The sequence below is a fragment of the Micrococcus luteus NCTC 2665 genome (assembly GCF_000023205.1).
Classification (GTDB): Bacteria; Actinomycetota; Actinomycetes; order Actinomycetales; family Micrococcaceae; genus Micrococcus; species Micrococcus luteus.
The window spans coordinates 1,282,596-1,304,908 of the sequence record NC_012803.1 but is presented as its reverse complement, the minus strand read 5'-3'; the positions used below and the strand labels follow the sequence as shown (position 1 = coordinate 1,304,908).

At 73.4% G+C, this 22,313-nt stretch carries 22 protein-coding genes; 9 read left to right on the top strand and 13 right to left on the bottom strand.

Features of this window, described 5'->3' with window-relative positions; translation table 11 throughout:
- Nucleotides 1-35: 35 nt before the first annotated feature.
- Nucleotides 36-452: a DUF3054 domain-containing protein gene (locus tag MLUT_RS17560; RefSeq protein WP_010078645.1), complete on the bottom strand. Its 417-nt coding sequence runs from the start codon at nucleotides 450-452 to the stop codon at nucleotides 36-38.
- 195 nt (nucleotides 453-647) lie between these two features.
- Here MLUT_RS17560 and MLUT_RS17555 point away from each other — a divergent pair, with 195 nt between their 5' ends.
- From MLUT_RS17555 to MLUT_RS17545, 3 genes are all read left to right on the top strand, one after another.
- A complete protein-coding gene (locus MLUT_RS17555; RefSeq protein WP_010078638.1) occupies nucleotides 648-1,901 on the top strand; it encodes an IS256-like element ISMlu1 family transposase in 1,254 nt (417 codons plus the stop codon).
- A 93-nt stretch (nucleotides 1,902-1,994) separates the two neighbouring features.
- A complete protein-coding gene (locus MLUT_RS17550) occupies nucleotides 1,995-2,648 on the top strand; it encodes a hypothetical protein (RefSeq protein ID WP_010078646.1) in 654 nt (217 codons plus the stop codon).
- 193 nt (nucleotides 2,649-2,841) lie between these two features.
- Nucleotides 2,842-3,087, top strand: a complete 246-nt coding sequence (locus MLUT_RS17545) for a superinfection immunity protein (RefSeq protein ID WP_012750886.1) — start codon at nucleotides 2,842-2,844, stop codon at nucleotides 3,085-3,087.
- 16 nt (nucleotides 3,088-3,103) lie between these two features.
- Here MLUT_RS17545 and MLUT_RS17540 read toward each other — a convergent pair whose 3' ends face one another.
- Together MLUT_RS17540 and MLUT_RS17535 are read right to left on the bottom strand one after the other, a co-directional pair.
- Nucleotides 3,104-3,652: a maltokinase N-terminal cap-like domain-containing protein gene (locus tag MLUT_RS17540; protein WP_012750885.1), complete on the bottom strand. Its 549-nt coding sequence runs from the start codon at nucleotides 3,650-3,652 to the stop codon at nucleotides 3,104-3,106.
- A 59-nt stretch (nucleotides 3,653-3,711) separates the two neighbouring features.
- Entirely contained in the window at nucleotides 3,712-5,817 is a 2,106-nt protein-coding gene (locus tag MLUT_RS17535; RefSeq protein WP_029248204.1) for an NADPH-dependent 2,4-dienoyl-CoA reductase, read from the bottom strand.
- Between the two features lie 149 nt (nucleotides 5,818-5,966).
- Between MLUT_RS17535 and MLUT_RS17530 the strand changes: the two genes are divergently transcribed.
- The 3 genes from MLUT_RS17530 to MLUT_RS17520 all read left to right on the top strand — a co-directional run bounded on the left by MLUT_RS17530 (nucleotide 5,967) and on the right by MLUT_RS17520 (nucleotide 8,130).
- Nucleotides 5,967-6,443: an NfeD family protein gene (locus MLUT_RS17530; protein ID WP_010078649.1), complete on the top strand. Its 477-nt coding sequence runs from the start codon at nucleotides 5,967-5,969 to the stop codon at nucleotides 6,441-6,443.
- A 61-nt stretch (nucleotides 6,444-6,504) separates the two neighbouring features.
- On the top strand, nucleotides 6,505-7,695 hold the full coding sequence (locus tag MLUT_RS17525) for an SPFH domain-containing protein (protein ID WP_010078650.1): 1,191 nt from the start codon (nucleotides 6,505-6,507) through the stop codon (nucleotides 7,693-7,695).
- A gap of 87 nt (nucleotides 7,696-7,782) precedes the next feature.
- Nucleotides 7,783-8,130, top strand: coding sequence for an RNA polymerase-binding protein RbpA (locus tag MLUT_RS17520; protein ID WP_012750883.1), 348 nt, complete (start codon nucleotides 7,783-7,785; stop codon nucleotides 8,128-8,130).
- Nucleotides 8,131-8,206: 76 nt separating this feature from the next.
- Here the strand turns inward: MLUT_RS17520 and MLUT_RS17515 are convergent, their stop codons facing one another.
- The 10 genes from MLUT_RS17515 to MLUT_RS17470 all read right to left on the bottom strand — a co-directional run bounded on the left by MLUT_RS17515 (nucleotide 8,207) and on the right by MLUT_RS17470 (nucleotide 19,617).
- Nucleotides 8,207-8,938, bottom strand: coding sequence for a polyprenol monophosphomannose synthase (locus MLUT_RS17515; protein ID WP_010078652.1), 732 nt, complete (start codon nucleotides 8,936-8,938; stop codon nucleotides 8,207-8,209).
- Nucleotides 8,939-9,028: 90 nt separating this feature from the next.
- The gene (locus MLUT_RS17510) at nucleotides 9,029-10,114 is read right to left on the bottom strand and encodes a hypothetical protein (RefSeq protein ID WP_010078653.1); all 1,086 of its coding nucleotides are present in this window, start codon (nucleotides 10,112-10,114) and stop codon (nucleotides 9,029-9,031) included.
- 19 nt (nucleotides 10,115-10,133) lie between these two features.
- A complete protein-coding gene (locus MLUT_RS17505) occupies nucleotides 10,134-13,118 on the bottom strand; it encodes a DEAD/DEAH box helicase (RefSeq protein ID WP_010078654.1) in 2,985 nt (994 codons plus the stop codon).
- Nucleotides 13,119-13,192: 74 nt separating this feature from the next.
- A complete protein-coding gene (gene tatC / locus MLUT_RS17500) occupies nucleotides 13,193-14,050 on the bottom strand; it encodes a twin-arginine translocase subunit TatC (RefSeq protein ID WP_010078655.1) in 858 nt (285 codons plus the stop codon).
- A 20-nt stretch (nucleotides 14,051-14,070) separates the two neighbouring features.
- On the bottom strand, nucleotides 14,071-14,328 hold the full coding sequence (locus MLUT_RS17495; protein WP_010078656.1) for a twin-arginine translocase TatA/TatE family subunit: 258 nt from the start codon (nucleotides 14,326-14,328) through the stop codon (nucleotides 14,071-14,073).
- Nucleotides 14,329-14,366: 38 nt separating this feature from the next.
- Entirely contained in the window at nucleotides 14,367-16,466 is a 2,100-nt protein-coding gene (locus MLUT_RS17490) for a WYL domain-containing protein (protein WP_012750882.1), read from the bottom strand.
- Between the two features lie 11 nt (nucleotides 16,467-16,477).
- Entirely contained in the window at nucleotides 16,478-16,873 is a 396-nt protein-coding gene (locus MLUT_RS17485; protein ID WP_010078659.1) for an FKBP-type peptidyl-prolyl cis-trans isomerase, read from the bottom strand.
- 32 nt (nucleotides 16,874-16,905) lie between these two features.
- The gene (locus MLUT_RS17480; protein ID WP_010078660.1) at nucleotides 16,906-17,997 is read right to left on the bottom strand and encodes an FKBP-type peptidyl-prolyl cis-trans isomerase; all 1,092 of its coding nucleotides are present in this window, start codon (nucleotides 17,995-17,997) and stop codon (nucleotides 16,906-16,908) included.
- A gap of 37 nt (nucleotides 17,998-18,034) precedes the next feature.
- Nucleotides 18,035-19,429: a Pup--protein ligase gene (gene pafA, locus MLUT_RS17475; RefSeq protein ID WP_010078661.1), complete on the bottom strand. Its 1,395-nt coding sequence runs from the start codon at nucleotides 19,427-19,429 to the stop codon at nucleotides 18,035-18,037.
- Nucleotides 19,426-19,617, bottom strand: coding sequence for a ubiquitin-like protein Pup (locus MLUT_RS17470; RefSeq protein WP_012750881.1), 192 nt, complete (start codon nucleotides 19,615-19,617; stop codon nucleotides 19,426-19,428). Before MLUT_RS17470 ends, pafA begins: the two co-directional genes overlap by 4 nt.
- 124 nt (nucleotides 19,618-19,741) lie before the next feature.
- On the opposite strand from MLUT_RS17470, the gene MLUT_RS17465 reads away from it, so the two are divergent.
- From MLUT_RS17465 to MLUT_RS17455, 3 genes are all read left to right on the top strand, one after another.
- A complete protein-coding gene (locus MLUT_RS17465) occupies nucleotides 19,742-20,206 on the top strand; it encodes a pyrimidine dimer DNA glycosylase/endonuclease V (protein WP_010078663.1) in 465 nt (154 codons plus the stop codon).
- 193 nt (nucleotides 20,207-20,399) lie between these two features.
- Nucleotides 20,400-21,731 carry an ISL3-like element ISPfr3 family transposase gene (locus tag MLUT_RS17460; RefSeq protein WP_012750828.1) on the top strand — a complete coding sequence of 444 codons (1,332 nt, stop codon included), beginning with the start codon at nucleotides 20,400-20,402 and terminating at the stop codon, nucleotides 21,729-21,731.
- Nucleotides 21,718-22,305: a cyclodeaminase/cyclohydrolase family protein gene (locus tag MLUT_RS17455; protein WP_029248205.1), complete on the top strand. Its 588-nt coding sequence runs from the start codon at nucleotides 21,718-21,720 to the stop codon at nucleotides 22,303-22,305. Before MLUT_RS17460 ends, MLUT_RS17455 begins: the two co-directional genes overlap by 14 nt.
- Nucleotides 22,306-22,313: the final 8 nt, after the last annotated feature.

Genomic DNA, 22,313 nt, shown 5'->3' with positions numbered 1-22,313 from the left:
GGTGTCCGCGATGATCCTAGCCCCGCGCCGACCCCTCACCTCCGGGTGCGGCGCACCAGCCAGGCGGTCACGGCCCGGCGACCCAGGAGCAGGACGCCCAGCACCCCCAGCGCCACGAGCACGAAGGACACGGGTGCGCCACCGAGGCCGAAGGCCACGCGCAGGACCATCCCGACGGCGACGGTCCCCAGCCAAACGATCACGCCGTGGGGCCACACGCGGGCCCAGGTACGGTGTCCGACGGTCAGCCCGGTCATGAGCAGGAGACCCGCGAGGAACGGCGCCGCCGTGACCAGCAGACCCAGCGGCCCGCGCTCCGTCGCGTGCTGCCCCTGGCCCAGAGCCACGAAGAGAAGGGTGAGCAGGAGGTCGACGGCAAGCGCCGGCAGGGCGCCGCGCGGGTCACGGTGCTCGGCGGGCACGGCACGACGGGCGGAGGGGGAGGACGTCATGCATCCAGTCTGGCCCACCGCGAAGTCGAGGCGGATCGTACGGCCGGGGGCGGCTCGGCGAACGTGCCGTACGAGTAGTGCCCCATAGAGTGGTGTAGCGCACGGTGACTGGGCACGTCGTTCCGGATGTGGACGCGGCCACCGTGTGATCCTTCGAGTCAACCTTCCACAGAATCCTCGAACGGAGTCATCACGATGACCGCTCCTCATATTGTCGACCCTGCCGGCCTGCTCGGCGAAGCCCTGTCCGAAGCATCCCCGGATTTGATGCGTTCGTTGCTGCAGACCGTGATCAACTCCCTGCTCTCCGCTGACGCCGACGCGGTGGTCGGCGCCGAATGGGGTAAACCCACCCCGGGCCGAGCTACCCAGCGCAACGGGTACCGGCACCGGGACCTGGACACCCGGGTCGGGACCCTGGACGTGGCGATCCCCAAACTCAGGTCGGGCACGTACTTCCCGGAGTGGCTGCTCGAGCGCCGCAAAAGGGCCGAATCCGCGCTGATCACGGTGGTCGCCGACTGCTACCTGGCCGGGGTCTCGACCCGGCGGATGGACAAACTGGTCAAGACCCTCGGGATCAACGCGCTGTCGAAGTCCCAGGTCTCGCGGATGGCCACCGAGCTGGACGAGCAGGTCGAGTCCTTCCGTCATCGCCCGCTCGGGGAGGCTGGGCCGTTCACGTTCGTGGCCGCCGACGCGCTGAGCATGAAGGTCCGCGAGGGCGGCCGGGTGGTCAACGCCGTGGTGCTGCTGGCCACCGGGGTCAATGGTGACGGCCACCGCGAGGTCCTCGGCCTGCGGGTGGCCACCTCGGAGACGGGGTCGGCGTGGAACGAGTTCTTCGCCGACCTGGTGGCCCGGGGCCTGACCGGAGTCCGCCTGGTCACTTCCGACGCCCACACCGGGCTCAAGGACGCCATCGCCGCGAACCTGCCCGGAGCGACCTGGCAGCGGTGCCGGACCCACTACGCGGCGAACCTGATGGGCATCACCCCCAAGTCCATGTGGCCGGCCGTGAAGGCCATGCTGCACTCGGTGTATGACCAGCCCGACGCCGCCAGCGTGGACGCCCAGTTCGACCGGCTGCTGGACTACGTCAGCGAAAAGCTGCCCGCGGTGGCCGAACACCTCGATGGTGCCCGGGCGGACATCCTGGCGTTCACCACGTTCCCCAAGGACGTGTGGACCCAGATCTGGTCGAACAACCCGGCCGAACGGCTCAACCGCGAGATCCGGCGTCGCACCGACGCCGTGGGCATCTTCCCGAACCGGGCAGCGATCGTGCGCCTGGTCGGGGCGGTGCTGGCTGAGCAGACCGATGAGTGGGCCGAGGGCCGCCGCTACCTCGGCCTCGAGGTGTTGGCCCGCTGCCGCCTCACCACCGTGGACGACACCGGGAACGAGGTGAACGCCGAACCGGAAACCACCCTCGAACTCAGCGCCTAACAGCACCAATGGAGGATCAGAGCGTTACACCACTACTCGGGACTTGACCGCCGTACGACAAGACATTGCCTTTGTCAGAGATAGACTCTGGGCATGGTGTCCGTACATCTGGTGCTCATCCGACCGACCACCGCCACGGCTGAGGACGCGCGGCGTCTGGCAACCGCGCTGCGCGACGATCCCCGCCCGGACGCGGCTGTGACCGCGGCGATGTGGCTCGGCGACGAATCCGACCCGGTGGACGACGATGCGGCGCCGCACGACGGCGAGCTGGCCGTCGTCCTCGACGACGCGGCGGCTGCGGTGGGCCTGGCGTTGTGGGCCGTGCGGACCGGGTCCTGGGCGGTGATGCTGGATCCCGAGGGTGGCTCCGACAAGGACTCAGCGTTGTCGTATCTGACGCCAGCCGAGCGGCGGCGCGCCCGGCGGGCACCGGGCCGACTCGTGCTGCCGGCCGGAGGTCGCCCGGGCCGCGCCTCGGAGTCCGGCCGAGAGGCTGATCTGCGCTGTGCGGAGGCCACCCTGCAGCTGGTCGCCGCAGTGGAACGGCGCCGGTCCGCTGACCAGCACGCGGCGGGACGGCTGGTCGAAGCCGGCGCCAGTCAACGAGAGGCGGCGGCCGAACTCGGGATCAGTCAGCAGGCCGTCTATTCCCGGTTGAGACACGGGCTCTGGCATGAGAGCCGGACGGCGGTGGCGGCCGTCCTGCCGTTGCTGGACCGGCTGTCCACAGACCCGGGGGAGTGAATCGCCGGTACGCGGCGCCGGCGTCGACCGGCGCGACCTCCTGGGCCAGGTCCCGATGTGGCGCGTGCCGTGCAGGCGACCGTCCGAAGGGGAGGCGAAGGACGGGCTAGTTGACATAATGTACATTATCGGCGCAACGCAGAACGGCGGACAGGGACGCCCGCGCGGCGGGTCTCGCGCGTAGCCTGGACCCATGACGATCATGACCGACCAGCGCGACCGCCCCCTGCACGCGACGATCGCCGTCGTCCTGGCCATCGCGACGGCGGGCTACCTGGCTCCGTGGGCCATCGCCGCCGTCCGTGGCCGTTCCAACGTGTGGGCGGTGTTCTGGGTGAACCTGCTCACCGGGTGGACCGTCCTCGGCTGGTGCATCGCGCTGTACATGTCGCTCACCAGCCATCGCCGGCTGCGGTCCTGGGGTCCGCGCGGCCTCTGACCGCGCGGACCGCCCCTCAGGAAAGGCGCGCGACGACAGCCCGCACACCGTCTCCCTCGGCGATCAGGCACCGCGGACCGTCGAGGTCCGCCTCATCCGTCTCCGACAGCTCGACCGGCACCTCAAGCTCCCCCGTCGCATCGGCGCCGATCACGCGGAGGGTGAGGTCCGGGGCGCGCGTCTCGAGGTAGGTCCCGGACTCGTCGTGCATCTCGAGCCGGGCCTGCGGGATCTCGCCGCGCACGGCCGCCGCGAGGATGCGGCGCGCGTCCGGGTCGGTGGCGGCGTCCACGACCCAGCGGTGTCCCAGGACGGAGTGCTCCGCCTCGGCCACGACGTCCCCCTCGAGGGGTGCGTCGCCTCGGTAGGCGAACGCGGTCTGATACAGCTGGTCCCCCACGCGCACGAGCATCGACTCGACGCCGATCTCGCCGGCGGGATCGTCGAACCGGTACGAGCCGACCTTCTCGGCGGTCACGTCCGCGGGCAGTCCGTGCGCCACGAGGCGGCGGCGGATCCATTCGGGCTTGTCCGGGTCCAGGCGTGCGGTGTAGATGAGAGCCATGCCCCGACCGTAGCCCTGACGTCGCTCTCCCGCGAGGGCCCGCCGGCCGGCGGCGCGGCTCAGCCCTGCACGGCCCGCACGGCGTGGTCCATGGCCCGGTAGGCGTCGAGCTCGCGGGCTTCGGCCGCGCCGCCGATCAGGCGCACCGCCTCCGGCGCGTAGCCCGCGGCCACGAGGTCCTCGACGAGATCCGTCTCGGACACCTGCCCGGCGCACACGACGACGTCCGTCACGTCCAGGGTCAGCGCCACGCGGGCCTCGGGGTCCTCCGGGGACGGCGCGGTCACGCGCAGGCCGTCGGGGCCGACGCCCTCGTAGGTCACACCGGAGTGCAGGTGGACCCCGTGCTGCCGCAGCTCGGCGCGGTGCACCCAGCCGGTCGTGGGGCGCAGTCGGGCGCCGATCGGTCCGGGGCTGCGCTGGAGCAGGTGGACCTCTCGCCCGGGGCGGGCCGCGGCTGGCTTCGCCAGCTGGCCCGGCGTCTCCGAGGTCAGGGCCACGCCCCAGCGGGCCCGCCAGTGCTCCTGTGTCTCGGGTGTCCCGTCCGGCCGTTCCGTGCCGGCCGCCAGGGCCTCGGCGACATCCACGCCCACGCCGCCGGCGCCGATCACCGCGACGCGCGGGCCGACGTCGACGTGTCCCAGGACCACGTCGTCGTACGCATGGACGGCGGGCGCGCCCGGCTCCCCCGCCCCGGGCAGATCGACGGGCCGCGGCCGCACGCCGGTGGTGAGGAGCACCTCGTCGTAGCCCGGCCGCCCATCGTCCGTCAGGAGTGCCTGTGCAGAGACCTCCTCCCCGGTCACGAGCGTCACCCCGGATGCCGCCGCGCGGGCCGCCAGGTGCTCCAGCGCGGGACCGAACTCCTCCTTGCCGGGGATGCGCCGGGCAAGCCGGAACTGGCCGCCGGGCTCGGCGTGCCGGTCGAACAGGGTGACCTCGTGCCCGAACCGGGCCGCACGCTCCGCCGCCGTCAGGCCCGCCGGCCCGGCACCGACCACGGCGATCCGGCGCCGGCGGCCCAGGGCCACCGGGACGGGCGCGGCGTACTCCGGCTCCGTCTCCCGCCCTGCGCGGGGGTTCATCAGGCACGAGACCTTGGCCCCGGTGAACACGTGGTCGAGGCACGCCTGGTTGCAGGCGATGCACGGGGTCAGGGTCCGAGCGCGCGGGTCGCTGATCGCGGCCATCCACTCGGGGTCCGCCAGCAGGGGCCGGGCCAGCCCGACGAGAGCGGCGGCCCCGGACGTCAGCGCCGCCTCCGCCTCGGCGGGGGTGGTCAGCCGGTTGGAGGCGATCACGGGGATGTCGACGGCGGCGGTCAGGTCAGCCGACGCGGCGAGGAACGCGGCGCGCGGCACGGAGGTCACGATGGTCGGCACACGCGACTCGTGCCACCCGATGCCGGTCATCAGGACGTCCGCTCCGGCGGCCTCGAAGGCTCGGGCGGTGTCCGCGATCTCCGCGCGCGTCTGCCCGTCGGGGACGAGGTCCGCCGCGGAGGTGCGCACCGAGAGCACACCGCGCTCCCCCAGTGCCTCGCGCACCGCTGCGACCACCGCGACCGGGAACCGGCGCCGGCGCTCGGCGTCACCCCCGTACTCGTCCGCGCGTCGATTCGTCGCCGGGGCGAGGAACTGGTTGAGGAGGTAGCCCTCCGAGGCCATGATCTCCACGCCGTCGTATCCGGCCTCCAGGGCCAACGTGGCCGCGCGTGCGAACGCGCTCACGGTCCGCTCGATGTCCGCGGTCGTCATCTCCCGGGGCGTGTGGCGCGAGATCGGGGCTCGCACCGCGGAGGCCGAGACCAGGTCGGGGCTCGGGGCGTAGCGTCCGGCGTGCAGCAGCTGGGCGAGGATCCTGCCCCCGGCTGCGTGGACGGCGTCCGTGACGACGCGATGGGCGCGCGCGTCCTCCGCGCTGGTGAGCATCCCCCCGCCCAGCGTCACCGCGCCCTCGCGGACGACGCCCAGGCCGCCGGTGACGATGAGTCCGACGCCGCCGCGTGCCCGCTCCGCGTAGAACGCCGCCAGCTGCGGCAGGTCGTCGTGTCGATCCTCCAGTCCCATGTGCATCGAGGCCATGACCACCCGGTTGGGCAGCGTGAGGGGGCCCAGAGTGATCGGCTGGAGCAGGGGCGAGACCGCGACGGGTGAAGATGTCATGCAGCTCACATTACTGGGCGGTAGCCCCCTCCTTCCAGGACCGCCTGGGGACACGCTGTGTCCGGCGCCACTGCGTAGGGCAGGATGGGGATCACACGTCGACGCGCGGCAGACCCGTCCGCGCACCCGACACGGAGGGGAGCGCACGCATGGAGTGGATCGAGGCGAACGCGGGTTGGCTGTGGCTGGTGCTGGCCGCCGGCCTGGCCGGCGTCGAGCTGCTGACCCTCGACCTCGTCTTCCTGATGATCGCCGCCGGGGCCGGCGCGGCGGGGGTGGTCGCGCTCGTGGGCGGCCCGCCGGCGCTCCAGCTCGCGGCGTTCGCCGCCGTCGCCCTGCTGATGCTCGCCGCCGTGCGCCCCGTCGCGCTGCGCCACCTGCGCAAGGACACCGGCGCCGGCGCCTCGTACCTGGACACGCTCCCGGGGCGCCGCGTCGCGGCCCAGGGCGTGATCACCGGCGACGCCGGCACGCTCGCCGTCGACGGCGACACCTGGTCCGCCCGCGTCGAGCCCGGGGCGCCCGAGGTCGCCCCCGGCGACGAGGTGACCGTCCTGCGCATCGACGGGGCCACCCTGGTGGTCCGCCCGCTCCCCCGCATCGACTGGGAGGCGGACGGCGCCTGAGCCGCCCCACGTCCTCGTTCCAACCGCACCGACCGCACCGACCCCAGAAGAAGGGACCCCGATGGAAACCCTCATCGTCCTCGTCGTCCTCGCCGTCCTCGCGGCGGTGATCGTGGCCTCCTCGGTCAAGATCATCCCGCAGGCGCGGACGGCCAACATCGAACGCCTCGGCAAGTACAACCGCACGGCCGGCGCCGGGCTGACCCTGATCATCCCGTTCGTGGACCGCATGCTGCCGATGGTGGACATGCGCGAGCAGGTCGTCTCCTTCCCTCCCCAGCCGGTGATCACCGAGGACAACCTCGTCGTGTCCATCGACACGGTCGTCTACTTCCAGGTCACGGACGCCAAGGCGGCGACCTATGAGATCGCCAACTACATCCACGCTGTGGAGCAGCTCACCACCACCACCCTGCGCAACGTCGTGGGCGGCATGAACCTCGAGGAGGCCCTGACCTCACGCGACTCCATCAACTCCCAGCTGCGCGGCGTGCTGGACGACGCCACCACGCGCTGGGGCCTGCGGGTCTCGCGGGTGGAGCTCAAGGCCATCGACCCGCCCATGTCCATCCAGGACTCGATGGAGAAGCAGATGCGCGCCGAGCGCGACCGCCGCGCCGCCATCCTCACCGCCGAGGGCACGAAGCAGGCCGCCATCCTCACGGCCGAGGGCGAGCGCCAGTCCCAGATCCTCTCCGCCGAGGGCGAGGCGCAGGCCCGCGTGCTGCGCGCCAACGCCGAGGCCGAGGCGATCGAGGTGGTCTTCGACGCCATCCACTCCGGCGGCGCCGACTCCGAAGTGCTGGCCTACCAGTACCTGCAGTCCCTGCCCAAGATCGCCGACGGCCAGGCCACCACCATGTTCGTGGTCCCCGCCGAGCTCACCCGCGCCCTGCAGGGCCTCGGTGAGGCGTTCGCCCCCGGCGACGGCGGCCGCCCCACCCCGGAGCACGCACCCCGGCGTCGGGACTCCGGGGACCGCGCGGGTGAGCCGGGCGCCGAGCACGCCGGCGTCACCCCGGAGCGCGCGCGTCGGCCGCGTGGGTCCCGTCCCACCACCGCCGATGCCCTGCGCGCCAGCGGCGTCATGGATGCGATGACCGCCGGCGCGGTGACGGCGGAGGACATGCCGCAGACCTCGCTCGACGAGGCCCTGGCCACCCCGCAGGAGATCGATCCCGACCCGTCGGCCGGCCGCACGCCCGGCACCCGCCCGGCCGGCGAGGCCGACGGGAATGCTGTGGGACACTGAATGGTTCCATCAGTGAGGACGACCCGCCGCGCCTCGATCGGCCCGCGCCCCCGCGCGGGCCTCGGCGCGGCCTGACGAGGAGGAAACGTGAGCGATCGCAGCCTGCGGGGCATGCGCCTGGGCGCGCAGTCCCTGGAGTCCGAGGCCGGCGTCGAGCCCGCCGCCCGGCAGCGGGTGGAGTACCGAACGGAGGACGGCGAGCAGGTGTTCGTGACCTTCTCCGTGGAGGCGGACGTGCCGGCCACCTGGACCTCGAAGACCGGCAAGGAGGCGTTCCTCGTCAGCGGCGAGAAGCCGGCTGAGACCGAGGGCAAGCCCGTGCGCACCCACTGGGACATGCTGCGCGAGCGCCGCAGCCTCGAGGAGCTGGAGGAGACGTACAAGATCCAGCTCAACAAGCTGCGCGCCAGCCGCGGCGAGGACGTCGACGCCTGACCCGCCGCTCCCCCACATACGACGGGGCCGGATCCGCCATGGATCCGGCCCCGTCGTCGTTCGGGGGCTGTGCGCCTCAGAGGCCGAGGCGGGCGCGCAGGCCCTCCCAGCGCGCGGCCAGGCCCCACCGGGTCACGTTGACCACGGCCTCGCCGACGATGCCGCCGCTCATCTTGGACTCGCCGAGCTCACGCTCCACGAACGTGATCGGGACCTCGACGATCCGCTTGCCGAGGCGGGCCGTGCGGAAGGTCATGTCCACCTGGAACCCGTAGCCCTTGGACTCGATCGCGTCGAGATCGATCGCACGGAGCGTGTCGGCCCGGTAGGCGCGGTAGCCCGCCGTGATGTCCGTCAGGTTGAGGCCGAGCATGATCCGCGGGTACAGGGATCCGGCCCACGAGATCATCTTGCGGGAGGTCGGCCAGTTCACCATCTTGCCGCCCGGCACACGGCGCGAGCCGATCACCAGGTCCGCGGTGCGGACGGCCTCCAGCAGGCGCGGCAGCTGCTCCGGCTGGTGCGAGCCGTCCGCGTCCATCTCGACCAGGACGTCGTAGCCGCGCTCCAGGCCCCAGCGGAACCCGGCGATGTAGGCGCCGCCCAGGCCGTCCTTGGTGGTGCGATGCAGCACGTGCACCGAGGGGTCCTCGGCGGCGCGGGTGTCGGCCCAGTCGCCGGTGCCGTCCGGGGAGGCGTCGTCCACCACGAGAACGTCGGACTCCGGGACGGCGTCACGGAGTCGGCCGAGGGTCAGCGGCAGCGACTCGATCTCGTTGTACGTGGGGATGATGGTCAGCACGCGCATGTGCGGTTCTCGCCTTCCGGCCGGGGTCGTGGGGGCGGCCCGCCGGTCGGACGGGCCATCGCATCCGTTCGAGTATAGGAAGCAGAGGTCTCAGACCGGCGTCGCGGCGTCGCGCGCCACGTCCTCCGCGGCGATCCGGCCGTCCACCCAGGTGGCCCGCCAGCGGGGCAGGGTGGTCTCGGCATCGAGGGCCGGCAGCAGCGGCGTGCCGGCCCGGGTGTCCGTGCTCCACGCCGCCACCCGGCCGTCCGGCGACTGCACAGCCACCGCGTCCGCGTCCCAGACGCCGAACACGGCCGGGGCCGACACGCTCAGGCGCGGGGCGACGGACAGGCGTGCCGCCGGAGCGTCGGGCAGCGCGCGCAGCGGGGTGCGGGTCGCGGCGGCGAAGGCGGAGCGGGCGGAGATGCGCTCGTCCGGGTCGGGGTGGGACAGCGCCGACCGGACGGCGGCCCACGGGTCCCCGGCCGGGCCGGCGCCCAGGCACACGGAGACGGCGTCGGCCAGCAGGCTCGCCACCGGGGCGTGCAGCACGCCGTCCGCGTCGGGGACGACGGTGGCGCTGACCCCGGCGGCGGCCAGGAAGGCGCGGTCCACGGCGGTGACCGAGTGGGTGACCACGAGCCGATGGCGCACGCGGCCCAGGGCGGCGATGCCGAGTTCCTCCGCGACCGAGCGCAGGGCGGTCAGGGCCGCGTCCTGGGCGGCGGGCCCGGCGTCCGCACCGCCGTCGGGGACGAGGTAGGCCTGCTCCCCCGCCTGGGTCGAGGCCGTCAGGAGACCGGCGAGCGTGGCGGGGTCGGTGTCGGCCCCGACGGGCAGCCACACCCCGGCCGCCTCGGCGTCCACGCGGTCGGCGTGCCGGTAGACGACCGTCTGGACGTCCTCGTCGGCGGGCGCGGCGCCCGTGTCGTCCGACCCGGCCAGGACCGTCACGACGGCGGTGCCCCGGCTCAATGCGTCACGCGCGGCTGCGGGGCGGGCCAGCGGCTCGACGAACACCGGAACGACGACGGCGCCGTCGAGGTCCAGCCGCTCGTCCGCAGGGTCGGCCACGCGGTCCGCGGAGTCGTCTGCACCGAGCCAGGCGATCACCCCGTCCCGGACCAGCAGGGCCTGCGCGTACGGGTCCGTCGTCGAATGGATGATGCCGTGGGTCAACAGGTGTGCGCTCACCCGCCCACCCTAGCCCTCGTCAGTCCTCGTCCGCGCGCGGGGTCGCGGCCGCCGGCAGCGAGGTCGCCACGACGCCACGGGAGACGAGGTCCGCGGCCTGGCGGCAGGCGCGGCTGCGGCCGGCGTCCCCGGGGACGTTGGCCAGCTGGTCCAGCACGTCGATGACCTGGCGCGCCCAGCGGACGAAGTCGCCCGCGGCGAGGTCCGCACCCTCGAGGGTGCGGCGCAGAGTCGCCCCGCGCACCCACCGATGCATGGGCGCCACCAGCCCGGGGTCCGTCGGCGGCGTGGGCTCGAGCCGCGCCTGGGCCTCGTCCGTGCGCAGTCGCTCCTCGATGCGCTCAGCCGCCTCGGCGACGCGCGCGAGCCGCGGGGTCGGCATCGGGACGAGCCCGGGCTCAGTCTCCCCCTTGCCCTGGTACACGAGCAGGGCGGCGACGGCCGCCCACTCCTCCGGCGTCAGGCCGTCCGTGGCCGGATCCTGCAGCACCAGCGAGGTGAACAGGTCCCGCTCGCCGTAGATCCTGCGCAGGGCCTCGCCGCGCTCCGTGAGCGCCGCCCGCGGCGAGGACGCGTCCTCCTGGACGTAGCAGTAGGCGCGCAGGAGTCCGACCACGCGGTCGAACGTGCGGGCGATGGTGTTGGTGCGGCCCGCGATCCGCTCCCGCAGGATGGCGACCTCCCGGCGCATGGCCCACCAGCGGTCGCCCCAGCGGGCATGCTCCTCGCGGTCCTGGCAGCCGTGGCACGGGTGGCGGCGCAGCGCCTGGCGCAACTCCTCCACGCGTGGCGCAGCCGGGTCCTCCCGGAGCCGGAAGCCCGCCGTGCGCCGCCCCCCGGCGGGCGGGCGGCCCGTGCGCACGGCCTCGCGCATGAGCGCGGCCACGTCCTTGCGCTGCGTGGGCGTCTTCACCTGCAGCACCTGGGGCAGGGCCGCGCCCGCCACCGGCTCGATCGGCTCGGCGACGTCGTCCACCGTGATGCGGCGCAGCTGCGCCTTGTCCGTGACGACGCCGACGCGGGGGTTCTGCGGGTTCCCGGCGGGGAACACGACGACGGCCCGCCCGAGCGGGCGGCCGGCGTCGAGCTCGACGACGTCTCCGACCGCGAGGTCCGCGAGCGACTCCTTCACAGCGGCCAGGCGGGCGCGGCGGCGCCCTTGCGAGCCGGACTTCTCCGCGGCCGTGAGTTCCTTGCGCAGGGTGAGGTACTCGGCGAAGTCACCGAGGTGGCACTGCATAGCCTCCTCGTACTTCTCGAGGCTGGCCTGCTTCGACCGGACCTCGCGGGCCAGGCCCACCACAGAGCGGTCCGCTTGGAACTGGGCGAAGGAGGACTCGAGAATGCCGCGGGCGCGCTCCGCGCCGACCTGGGCCAGCAGGTTCGCGGACATGTTGTAGGTGGGCCGGAACGACGAGCGCAGCGGGTACGTGCGACGCGAGGCCAGGCCGGCGACGGCGGCCGGGTCCAGTCCAGGCCGCCACATCACGACGGCGTGGCCCTCGACGTCGATGCCGCGGCGTCCTGCCCGGCCCGTCAGCTGGGTGTACTCCCCCGGCGTGATGTCCACGTGGTTCTCACCGTTGAACTTGACCAGCTTCTCGATCACCACGGAGCGGGCCGGCATGTTGATGCCGAGGGCGAGGGTCTCCGTGGCGAACACGGCCTTGAGCGCACCAGCGGCGAACAGGTCCTCGACGGCCTCCTTGAACGGGGGCAGCATGCCGGCGTGGTGGGCCGCGAAACCCCGCGACAGCCCGTCCCGCCACGCCCAGAACCCGAGGATCTCCAGATCTTCGACGGGCAACAGGCGGGCGGCCTCCTCGACTCGCTCGGCCACGAGCGCCTTCTCCCGCGCCGTGGTCAGGTCGAGCCCGGCCCGCAGGCACTGCTCGACGGCGGCGTCGCACCCGGCGCGCGAGAAGATGAAGGTGATGCACGGCAGCAGCCCGTCGCGGTCCAGGGCCCGGATCATCTCGGGGCGGGAGGTGGACAATCGGGGTCCGCGCCGCTCGCCGCCGTCGTGCCCGCCCGAGCGTCCCGCGGCCGGCCGCTCCCGGTCCAGCGCGTGAGAACTGTGCCGGCCCCGGCCGTCGTCGCGACCTGCACGCCGGCCGCCCTTGGCCCGCCCCTTCGGGCCGCCTCCGCGCCCGTCGCGATGCCGTCCGGGGCGCCCCCAGTCCGAGCGCTGGAACTGGCGCTCCGCCTCCTCGCCCAGGCGCTTGAGCTCGGGATTGAGCAGGGCCGCCCCGTCCTTGTCCGCGGTGTCCTCGAAGGCGATGTCCTCGGCGAACAGGTCGTAGAGCCGACCACCGGCCATGACGTGCTGCCACAGCGGCACCGGGCGGTGCTCGGAGACGATCACGGTGGTGGCGCCCCGGACCGTGTCCAGCCAGGCGCCGAACTCCTCGGCGTTGGACACCGTGGCGGACAGCGAGATCACCTGCACGTGCTCGGGCAGGTGGATGATGACCTCCTCCCACACCGGGCCCCGGAACCGGTCCGCAAGGTAGTGGACCTCGTCCATGACCACGAAGCCGAGGTCGATGAGCGCGTCCGACTGCGCGTACAGCATGTTGCGCAGCACTTCGGTGGTCATCACGACGACGGGCGCGTCCGGGTTGACGGAGGTGTCCCCCGTGAGCAGGCCGACGTTCTCCGCACCGTGCACGTGGGCCAGGTCCGCGTGCTTCTGATTGCTGAGCGCCTTGATGGGGGTGGTGTAGAACGCCTTCGTCCCGCGCGCCAGGGCCAAGTGAACGGCGAACTCGCCGACCACCGTCTTGCCGGCCCCGGTGGGTGCCGCGACGAGGACGCCGTGGCCGTCCTCCACCTCGGCGCACGCGCGGCGCTGGAAGTCGTCGAGGGGGAAGCCCTGGCGTGCGGCGAACCGTCCGAGCTCGGAGCCGGCATGCTGCCGGGCAGCTCGGGCGCGGGCGTAGCGCTCCGCCGGGCTCAGCTCGGGCTCGTCGTGCGGGGTCGCGGACGCGGGATCGTGGGCCATGGCCCCACCCTACTGGCGGGTCCGGACGCCGGCCCGGTCGTGTGTCTGGGCGGGAGGGTCGCGGCGGACGCCGTTCAGATCTCGTCGAGCGGCTTCGGGCCCGCGGCGAGCTCCGCCTCGATGTCTGTCTCGCGCTGGCCCTTCCGGCGGTCACGACGACGGTCGCCCCACAGACACAGGATGATGGCCACGCCGAAGAGGATGACGAGCGGCACAGCCATGTAGAACATGGAGATGGCGTCCGACCCGGGGGCGGCGATCGCCGCGACAAGCATGACGATGAACACGGTGATCCGCCAGTGCTTCACGATCGTCCGCCCCGGCAGGACGCCGAGCATGTTCAGACCCACCAGCAGCACGGGCAAGACCATGGCCACACCGAACGCGAGGTAGAGACGCGTGACGAAGCTGATGTACACGGACGCCGTCGGGAGGTTCGCGCCGCCCTCGGGGGTGAAGCCCACGAAGAACTGGACGGCCTGCGGCATCACGAACCAACCCAGCGCGATGCCGAAGAGGAACAGGGGCACCGCCGCGGCGATGAAGCCCAGGGCGTACTTCTTCTCTGCCTTCTTCAGACCCGGCACGATGAACGCCCAGATCTGGTAGAGCCAGACCGGGCTGGACAGGATGAGCCCGATGAACATGCTGACCTTGAGCATGAGATCGAACGGTGAGGCCACCGTGTCATAGGCGACGGCCGCCGTGTGTCCCTGGTTGGCGATCTCCTTGACCGGGCGGAACAGCTCCGCCATGACCGGCTGGTAGACGAGGAAGCCGACCACCATGCCGAGCGCGACGGCGAGTCCCGACTTCAGCAGCCGGTTGCGCATCTCGGTGAGGTGCTCGCGCAGCGGCATCTCGCCGGTGGGGTTGTCTCGGCGCTTCCGGCGGCGTCGGGTGCGGCGGGCGACCTCGTCGACCTCGGTCATCGGGTGGGGGTCCTTCCGGCTCAGCGCTGGTCGCGCGGGTCGGTCTCGTCGCGATCGACGACGCGGCCCTCGACCGGCTCGTCCGCGGCGGTGGAGCCGGTGCCCGAGCGCTCATCCTTCGCGTCTTTGCCCTCCGTGCGCATCTGCTTCACCTCGGAGGAGAAAATGCGCATCGACTGGCCGAGATTGCGGGCCATTGCGGGCAGCTTCGGCGCCGCGAAGAGCAGGATCGCGAGCAGGATGATGATGACGAGCTGCCAGCCCTGGAGTCCAGCCATGATGAAGGTTCCTTTCGACGGGTGTGCTGACATACAGGCTACCGCGCCGGCAGGGCGGTGAGGGCACCGGCCAGCGCGTCCGCCACAGACGTCCGGAGGTCGGCGGGGGCCAGCACCTCGACGGCGCCGCCGTGGCGTCCGACCAGCGCGGCGGCCACGCCGGCGTCGGTCAGGCGCACCCGCGTGAGACGGTCGCCGTCGGGCAGGTCGGTCTGGGCCTCCGGGCGGTAGCCGTCGGCCGCGTCGCGGACGGGGTGCGCCCAGCGCAGCAGTGCCGGCACGCCCGCGGCGTCTCCGGGATGGACCCGCCAGCGCGCGGGCCGAGCCCGGGGCGCGAACGTCTCCCCCGTGGGTGCGGGCGCGCTGATTCGGTCCACCCGGAACACCCGGTGGTCCTCGGCGCGGCGGCACCACGCCTGCAGGTAGAGGCGAACCCCGTCCTGCACGAGGGCGAGCGGCTCCACGTCCCGCTCGGTGAGGGCATCCGCGTGCACGGAGCGATAGGTCAGATGGACCACGGACCGCTCCGCCACGGCGGCCAACAGGGTGCGCACCGTCGCGGGGTCCACGGCCACGTCCCAGTGGGCGGCGACGGCGACCGGGGGCTCGCCGGCGGTGTGCGCCTCGGCCTCCTGGAGGGCGGCGTCGTCCGCGTCGTCCGCGTCCGGGGCCCCCGCGTCCAGGACCGCGGCGCGGATCCGGCGCTGGGCGGAGCGGGCGGCCTCCCGGTCGGCCTCGTCCAGCACCGGCAGGTCCGCGACCGTCTGCAGGGCGGCGACGAGGCTGTGCGCCTCGGGGCGCGTCAGCCGCACGGGACCGGCCAGGTCGGCGGCGCGCTCCACGTGGACGCGGCCGGCCACCTCCGCCACCTCGAACTGGAAGCCGGGGAAGTCGCGCTCGGGCATGCCGCAGTAGCGCAGCGTCTCGAGGTCGGCGTCGAGGCGCTCGTCGGTGATCCCGAGACGCGCGCGCAGCTCCGCCCGGTCCACCCCGCCGGCCCGGTTGGCCAGCCCCACGATGTCCAGCAGGCGGCCCACGAGGTCCTCGCTCGATTCGCGGGCGCGACGCCGGACGGGCGCGGCGAGCGGGACCTCGAGCAGGGCCGGGTCGGCGGGGCCGGCGTGGGCGGCCGCCGCGGCGGCCAGGCCCGCGCGGACGCGGTCCGTCCGGTCCGGGTACGCGGCCGAGGGCACGGCGCGGCCCAGCAGGCCGCAGATCTCCGCGGCGAGGCCGTCCTCGCGCGGCCCGGCCGGGGCCTCCCAGAGCTCCCAGCCGGGTCCGGGTGCGGCGCCGTCCTCGACGCGGGGCTCGGCGGGCTCACCGACCGCGCGGACGCCCTGGCCCCGGCCGGGCGCGAGCCACACGCGGACCCGCTCGGCGTCGGCCTGTCCGGCCAGGCGTGCCACGAGGTCGGCATGGTCGTGGTCCTCGGGACGGCCGGGGGCGTCCGTCGCCCGCTCGAGGCGGCGCGGCTCCCCCTCCATCCGGGTGAGCCGGAAGCTTCGCTCGGCGGCGCGGTCGAGGTCCCAGCCGGTGAGGTACCAGCGGCCGCGCACGAGGGTGAGGAACCAAGCCCGCACGGTGCGCCGGGTGGTCCGCCCGCGCGCGTCGCGGTAGGGGAAGCGCAGCACGGCCTCGTCGGCCACGGCCTGGGTGAGGGCCTCGAGCCGGGGGTCGGCCCGGGGCATGAGGGTGTGGTACCCGGCCAGCTCGTCGTCGCCCGTGAGGTCGGTGGCCGGCTGGAACAGCAGTCCCACGGCGCGGACGACGTCGGCGCGCAGCGGCGAGTCGCCCCACAGGCGTCGCGCCCGCACGAGGGCGCGGCGCTCGTCCACGGTCAGGTCGAGGTCGCGCAGCAGCAGCGCGTCGCGGACGACGCGGTGCCGCACCCCCGCCTCGCCCTCGTCGAAACCCGCGGGCTCGAGCGTCTCCAGCGGGACCCCCACGGCGCGCAGCACGCGTCGGTCCCGCTGGAAGAGCTTCTCGAAGGCGGTGTCCGTAAGCCCCTCATAGCCGACGACCTGCCGTCGGATCCGGTCACGCTCGAGGCCGTGCGGGGCCGAGAGCAGCAGCCACAGCAGCGAGATGATGCGCTCGGCGGCCTCGTCGCCGGCGCGCCGCGGGGCGGATGGGGTCACGGGGCCCGGGGTCAGTCGACCGAGACGAGGTCGCAGACGAAGATGAGCGTCTCGTTCGGCCCGATGGCGGAGCCGGCGCCGCGGGCGCCGTAGCCCAGGTGCGGCGGGATCTCGAGGCGGCGACGGCCGCCGACCTTCATGCCGAGCAGGCCCTGGTCCCAGCCGGCGATGACCTGGCCGACGCCGACGGTCAGGGGCAGCGGGGTGCCCCGGTTCCACGAGGCGTCGAACTCCTCGCCGGTGGACCAGGCCACGCCCACGTAGTGGACCTGCACGCGGGACCCGGCCTCGACGGCCGGGCCGGAGCCCTCGATCAGGTCCTCCACCACGAGCTCGGTGGGCGGGGTCTCGCCCGGGAAGTCGATCTCGGGCTTGGTGCGGTCGTAGTCGCGCTGTCCGAAGGACACGGTGCTCTCCTCGTGGGTTCTCGTGGACGGGGTCAGTTCGCCGACTCGGTGGCGGGCGCCTGGGCGTCCAGGATGTCCACCACGAACAGCAGGGGCTCGTTCTCGCCGATGGCCGGCGGCTTGCCCTGCTCACCGTAGGCCTTCTCGGCCGGGATCGACAGGAGGACGCGCGAGCCCACCTTCTGGCCGGCCAGGCCCTCCTTCCAGCCCTCGATGACCTGGTTGAGGGAGAACGTGATCGCCTGACCCGTCTCCCAGGATGAGTCGAAGACCTCACCGTCGGACCACTTCACGCCCTCGTACTGCACGGTCACGGTGTCGTCCGCACCGACCTCGCGGCCCTCGCCCTCGATCAGGGGCTGGACCACCAGGTCCTGGGGCGCCTCGCCGTCGGGCGTCGCGATGCTCGGCCGGCCGCTCTGCTCGTCCACGGTGACGTCGGGCAGGCGCTCGTCCCGCTCGGTCACCTCCTCGCCCTCGGCCTGCTTCGGCAGGATGGCGTCGATCTTGTAGACGAACAGCTGGGCGGGCTCAGTCTGCGTGGAGGGGGAGGCGCTCGGCGACGCGCTCTCGGTCTGCGGGACGGAGACGTCGTACTCGGGGCTGTACGCGGCGACGATCGTGCCCGCACCGTTGCCCACCAGCATCTCGTGGATCTCCGGGTTCATGGACTTGAGCTGGTCGTCCACGGGCACGGCCTCCGGTTCGCCGCTGAAGTTCTCGGCGACCACCTCGCCGCTGGCCGGATCGACGACGGCGATCGACATCTGCAGGACGTCGCCCTCCTGCACCTGCTCCCCCTCGCCGGCGGTCAGCACGCGCGTGGTGGGCTGGTCGGTGTCGATCTCCCCGTCGATCTCGACCGTCGGCGCCCCGCCGTCGCCCTCCGTGAAGGTGACGCCCGCCAGGGCGTCCGGCTCCCCCTGGCCCTCGCTGACGGCCGCCCGCTCGGGGGCGGCCGACGTGGAGGCCGACGCGGTGTCGCTGGGGGGCTGGTCCGCGCCGTCGTCGCCGGTGGCGCAGGCGGTGGCCAGCATCAGGCCCGCGGCGCCGAGCGACAGCAGCGGCAGCAGGCGGCGACGGCGGCGGGCCGTCGGGGGCTGGGGGGTCTCGAACGAACTCATGCGTGTCACCCTAACGGCGCGTCCTGGGCGTGCGCTGTCAGGCGATTCGCCCGAACAGCCGGTCGACGGCGGCCGACGACGTGTCGAACGGGTCCTTCGTCACGATCGCGTGCAGCGGATGGTCGGTGAGCTTCAGGGTCGTCCAGTCGACGGCGTAGTCCAGGCCGCGCTCCCGGGCGCGGGCCACGAAGTCCGCGCGCACGCGGGCCCGGGTGGTGGGCGGGGCGGTCTCCACGGCGGACCGGGCGGCGTCCTCGGGCAGCAGGCGCGCGACGGCGCCGCGCCGCAGCAGCAGGCGGAACAGCCCCCGGTCGGGGTCGATGTCGTGGAAGGCCAGGTCCAGCTGGGCGAGGCGGGGCGCGTCCCAGCCCAGGTCGTGGCGGGCCCGGTAGTCCTCCAGCAGGCGCAGCTTGATCGCCCAGTCGATGCGGTCCTCGATGCGGGACCGGTCACCGGTGCGGACGGCGTCGAGCACCTCGCCCCACAGGGTGAGGATCTCCCCCACCCGGTCGTGGTGGGCACCCTCCGCGGCGACGAAGGCGCGGGCCCGCTCGAGGTAGTGCTCCTGCAGCTCGAGTGCGGAGGCCTCCCCCTCCCGGAGCGCGATGCGGGCCGTGCCGGTGAGGTCGTGGGAGATCTGCCGCACCGCACGGGTGGGGTGGGCGACGACGCGGTCCCCGAGCGGGAAGCCCGCCTCGATCATCCGCAGCAGCAGGTCGGTGGCGCCGAAGCGCAGCAGGTGGGTGTGCTCGGAGAGGTTCGTGTCCCCCACGATCACGTGGAGCCGCCGGTACTCGGAGGCGTCCGCGTGCGGCTCGTCCCGCGTGTTGATGATCGGCCGGGACCGCGTGGTGGAGGAGGACACGCCGTCCTGCACGAAGTCGGCGCGCTGGGAGAACGCGAAGTGGGCCGGGCCCTCACCCTCGGGCCACGTGCCGGCGGGCACGACGCGGCCCGCGCCCACGAGGATCTGCCGGGAGACGAGGAACGGGACGAGCGCCTCGGTGAGCCGCCGGTACTCGGTGCGCCGGCGCAGCAGGTAGTTCTCGTGGGAGCCGTAGGAACTGCCCGAGGAGTCGGCGTTGTTGCGGTAGAGGTGGATCCGGCCGCCGACCCCGTCCGCGGCCATGCGCTCCTCGGCCTGGACCACGAGGTCGTGCAGCAGCAGGTCCCCCGCCCCGTCCGAGGCGATGAGCTCGTCGAGCGTCGAGCACTCGGCGGTCGCGTACTCCGGGTGGGAGCCGACGTCGAGATAGAGCCGGGAGCCGTTGGCCACGAACACGTTCGAGGACCTCCCCCACTCGACCACGGGCCGGAAGAGGTAGCGGACGACCTCTTCGGGGCTCAGCGGGCGCCCCTCCGGGTTCCAGTGCTGGACGCCGTACTCCGTCTCCAGCCCGAAGATCCGGCGGGCGCGGTCCGCGTCGGTCACTGGCCGCCCTTCTGGACGAAGCCCTTGACGAACTCCTCGGCATTGGACTCCAGCACCGAGTCGATCTCGTCCAGCAGGCTGTCCAGGCCCTGGTCCTGGGCCGCGGGCTTCACGTGTGCCCGGCCCGCCGCGGCGCCGGTCTCGTCGTCGCCGCCGGACGGGCGTGGGCGGATCTGCTCCTGGGACATGGTGGCCTCCTCGTGCGTCGACGCGGGTCGGTGTGCTCCGTCCGCGTCCACCCATCCTGCCCCACGCGCGGGCCACGTTTCAGCCCCACGTCCCCGGGTTGCCCCACGCTGGCAGGATGGGGGCATGCGCCTGTGGACCCTTCACCCCCGCCACCTCGACCGCCAGGGCCTGACGGGCGCCTGGCGCGAGGCCCTGCTCGCGCAGGCCGTCCTGGCCGGCCGCACGCGCGGGTATCGGGACCACCCGCAGCTGCTGAGGTTCCGGGAGCACCCGGACCCGTCCGGCGCGATCGGTGCGTTCCTCTCCGGCCTCGAGGCCGAGGCCACGGCGCGCGGCTATCGCTTCGACCACTCCCGGATCGACCGGCCGTGCCCCGCCCCCGACGGCGCCGTGCGCATCCCGCCGGCCGGTCTCGCGCCGATCCCGGCCACCACGGGCCAGCGCGACCTGGAGTGGCGTCACCTGTGCGCCAAGCTGGCCGTGCGCAGCCCCGCCTGGCTCGAACAGTGGTCGGACACGCCCGTCCCCGACGTGCACCCGCTGTTCACGATCGTCCCTGGGCCGGTCGCCTCCTGGGAGCGCGCCTGAGGGCGGGCCGCGGTCGGGCCCGGTCTGGCACCGTGGGGGCATGATCCGCGACGAGAGCATCGAGGGATACCGGCTCTTCCCAGATGAGGGTGTAGCGCACGTCGCGCGGCGGGCCGGCGCGTCGGTGGCCGGATAGAGGTCGAGGTCTCCCGAGGATGAGAGCTCCTACACACTCAGCCCGAAAGACCTCGACGTGCACGACGCTACCGTCGGCGGGCGCGCTGATGCGTTCGCCAGCCCCGACCTGACTGCCTTCTGCCGCCTCGACGAACTCGGCCTCGTTGTCACCGGGCAGCGACTCGAGCCGGATCGTGCCGTATTGGCCTGTCAGGTGGTCGAGCCCGACCAGTGGTGCCGGCGCTGCGGCTGCGAAGGGAGACCACGTGACACCGTGGTCCGACGGCTTGCCCACGAACCACTGGGCTGGCGGCCCACGACGCTGGAGGTCGTCGTGCGCCGTTACCGCTGCAGCGGCTGCGGGTATGTGTGGCGCCAGGACACCACCGCCGCGGCCGAGCCCCGGGCCAAGTTGTCTCGGCGCGCTCTGCGGTGGGCGCTGGAAGGGATCGTGGTCCAGCACCTGACCGTGGCTCGGGTTGCCGAGGGGCTCGGGGTGGCCTGGGACACCGCCAACGACGCCGTTCTGGCCGAGGGCAAGCGGGTGCTGATCGACGAGGAGCACCGCTTCGAGGGGGTGAAGGTCGTCGGGGTCGATGAGCACGTGTGGAGGCACACCCGTCGCGGCGACAGGTACGTCACCGTGATCATCGACCTCACCCCAGTGCGAGATGGCACCGGCCCGGCACGGCTGCTGGACATGGTCGAAGGACGCTCCAAGCAGGCGTTCAAGACCTGGCTGGCCGACCGCCCGCAGGACTGGCGCGACGGCGTGGAGGTGGTCGCGATGGACGGCTTCACCGGGTTCAAGACCGCCGCCGTCGAGGAACTGCCCGACGTGGTGACCGTGCTAGATCCCTTCCACGTCACGCGCCTCGCTGGCGAGGCGCTCGATGAGTGCCGACGGCGAGTTCAGCAGGCCATCTGTGGGCACCGCGGCCGCAAGGGCGACCCGCTCTATGCCGCCCGCCGGACCCTGTCCACCGGCGTCGACCTGCTCAACGACAAGCAGAAGGACCGACTGGACACCCTGTTCGCCGACGACGCCCACGTCGAGGTCGAGGTCACCTGGAGCGTCTACCAGCGCATGATCGCCGCCTACCGCCACGAGAACCGGCGCCACGGCCGCGAGCTGATGGCCCGGCTCATCGACTCGATCAGCACCGGCGTCCCCAAGGCCCTGGTCGAGATCACCAAGCTCGGCAGGACGCTGAAGAAGCGCGCCGCCGACGTCCTGGCCTACTTCGACCGGCCCAGCACCTCCAACGGGCCCACCGAGGCGATCAACGGCAGGCTCGAGCACCTGCGCGGCTCGGCGCTGGGGTTCCGCAACCTGACCAACTACATCGCCAGATCCCTGCTCGAGACCGGCGGGTTCAGACCCCGACTACACCCTGGATTCGGATGAGCCGGGATACCTGGGCCGCCTCGCCTCCGGCGAGCCCACCCCCGGTGGCGGCGCGACGGGCGCGCTGGCGGTCGCCGAGGGCGCCGGACTGCTGGCCATGGCGGCCCGGTTCAGCGGGACCGAGGAGGACGCCCGGGCATCGGAGGGCCTGATCGCGGCGTGCCTCGGCCTCGCCGACGGCGACGAGCGGGGCTTCGGCGCCGTGGCCGAGGCGTTCGGGCTGCCCCGCGACACCCCGGGGGACCGGGCCCGGCGCTCGGCCGCGATCCAGGCCGCCCTGGCCGAGGCCGTCCGGCCACCCCGCGGGATCGTCGACGCCGCCGAGCGCGCACTGGACCTGGCCGAGCGTGTGCTGGACGCGGCGAACCCGAACGTGCTCTCCGACGTCGGTGCGGCGCTCGGCTGCGTCCGGGGCGGCCTCACCGCCGCCGCGGTGACCCTCGAGACCAACCTGGGCCCCCTCCGCGACGAGGGCCTGGAGGGCATCGTGCGCACCGACGTCGACCGGGCGGACCGTCTCGTCGCGCGGGCGGACGCCCTGCTGGGCCGCGTGCGCGCGCCCGTCACGGGCTGAGCGCCCGC

Coding starts and splice junctions, on each gene's coding strand:
- MLUT_RS17555 (WP_010078638.1), top strand. CDS start 648: ATGACCGCTCCTCATATTGTCGACCCTGCCGGCCTGCTCGGCGAAGCC.
- MLUT_RS17480 (WP_010078660.1), bottom strand. CDS start 17,997: ATGAGTTCGTTCGAGACCCCCCAGCCCCCGACGGCCCGCCGCCGTCGC.
- tatC (WP_010078655.1), bottom strand. CDS start 14,050: ATGACCGAGGTCGACGAGGTCGCCCGCCGCACCCGACGCCGCCGGAAG.
- MLUT_RS17530 (WP_010078649.1), top strand. CDS start 5,967: ATGGAGTGGATCGAGGCGAACGCGGGTTGGCTGTGGCTGGTGCTGGCC.
- MLUT_RS17495 (WP_010078656.1), bottom strand. CDS start 14,328: ATGGCTGGACTCCAGGGCTGGCAGCTCGTCATCATCATCCTGCTCGCG.
- MLUT_RS17550 (WP_010078646.1), top strand. CDS start 1,995: ATGGTGTCCGTACATCTGGTGCTCATCCGACCGACCACCGCCACGGCT.
- MLUT_RS17470 (WP_012750881.1), bottom strand. CDS start 19,617: ATGTCCCAGGAGCAGATCCGCCCACGCCCGTCCGGCGGCGACGACGAG.
- MLUT_RS17505 (WP_010078654.1), bottom strand. CDS start 13,118: ATGGCCCACGATCCCGCGTCCGCGACCCCGCACGACGAGCCCGAGCTG.
- MLUT_RS17525 (WP_010078650.1), top strand. CDS start 6,505: ATGGAAACCCTCATCGTCCTCGTCGTCCTCGCCGTCCTCGCGGCGGTG.
- MLUT_RS17560 (WP_010078645.1), bottom strand. CDS start 452: ATGACGTCCTCCCCCTCCGCCCGTCGTGCCGTGCCCGCCGAGCACCGT.
- MLUT_RS17545 (WP_012750886.1), top strand. CDS start 2,842: ATGACGATCATGACCGACCAGCGCGACCGCCCCCTGCACGCGACGATC.
- MLUT_RS17535 (WP_029248204.1), bottom strand. CDS start 5,817: ATGACATCTTCACCCGTCGCGGTCTCGCCCCTGCTCCAGCCGATCACT.
- MLUT_RS17540 (WP_012750885.1), bottom strand. CDS start 3,652: ATGGCTCTCATCTACACCGCACGCCTGGACCCGGACAAGCCCGAATGG.
- MLUT_RS17515 (WP_010078652.1), bottom strand. CDS start 8,938: ATGCGCGTGCTGACCATCATCCCCACGTACAACGAGATCGAGTCGCTG.
- MLUT_RS17465 (WP_010078663.1), top strand. CDS start 19,742: ATGCGCCTGTGGACCCTTCACCCCCGCCACCTCGACCGCCAGGGCCTG.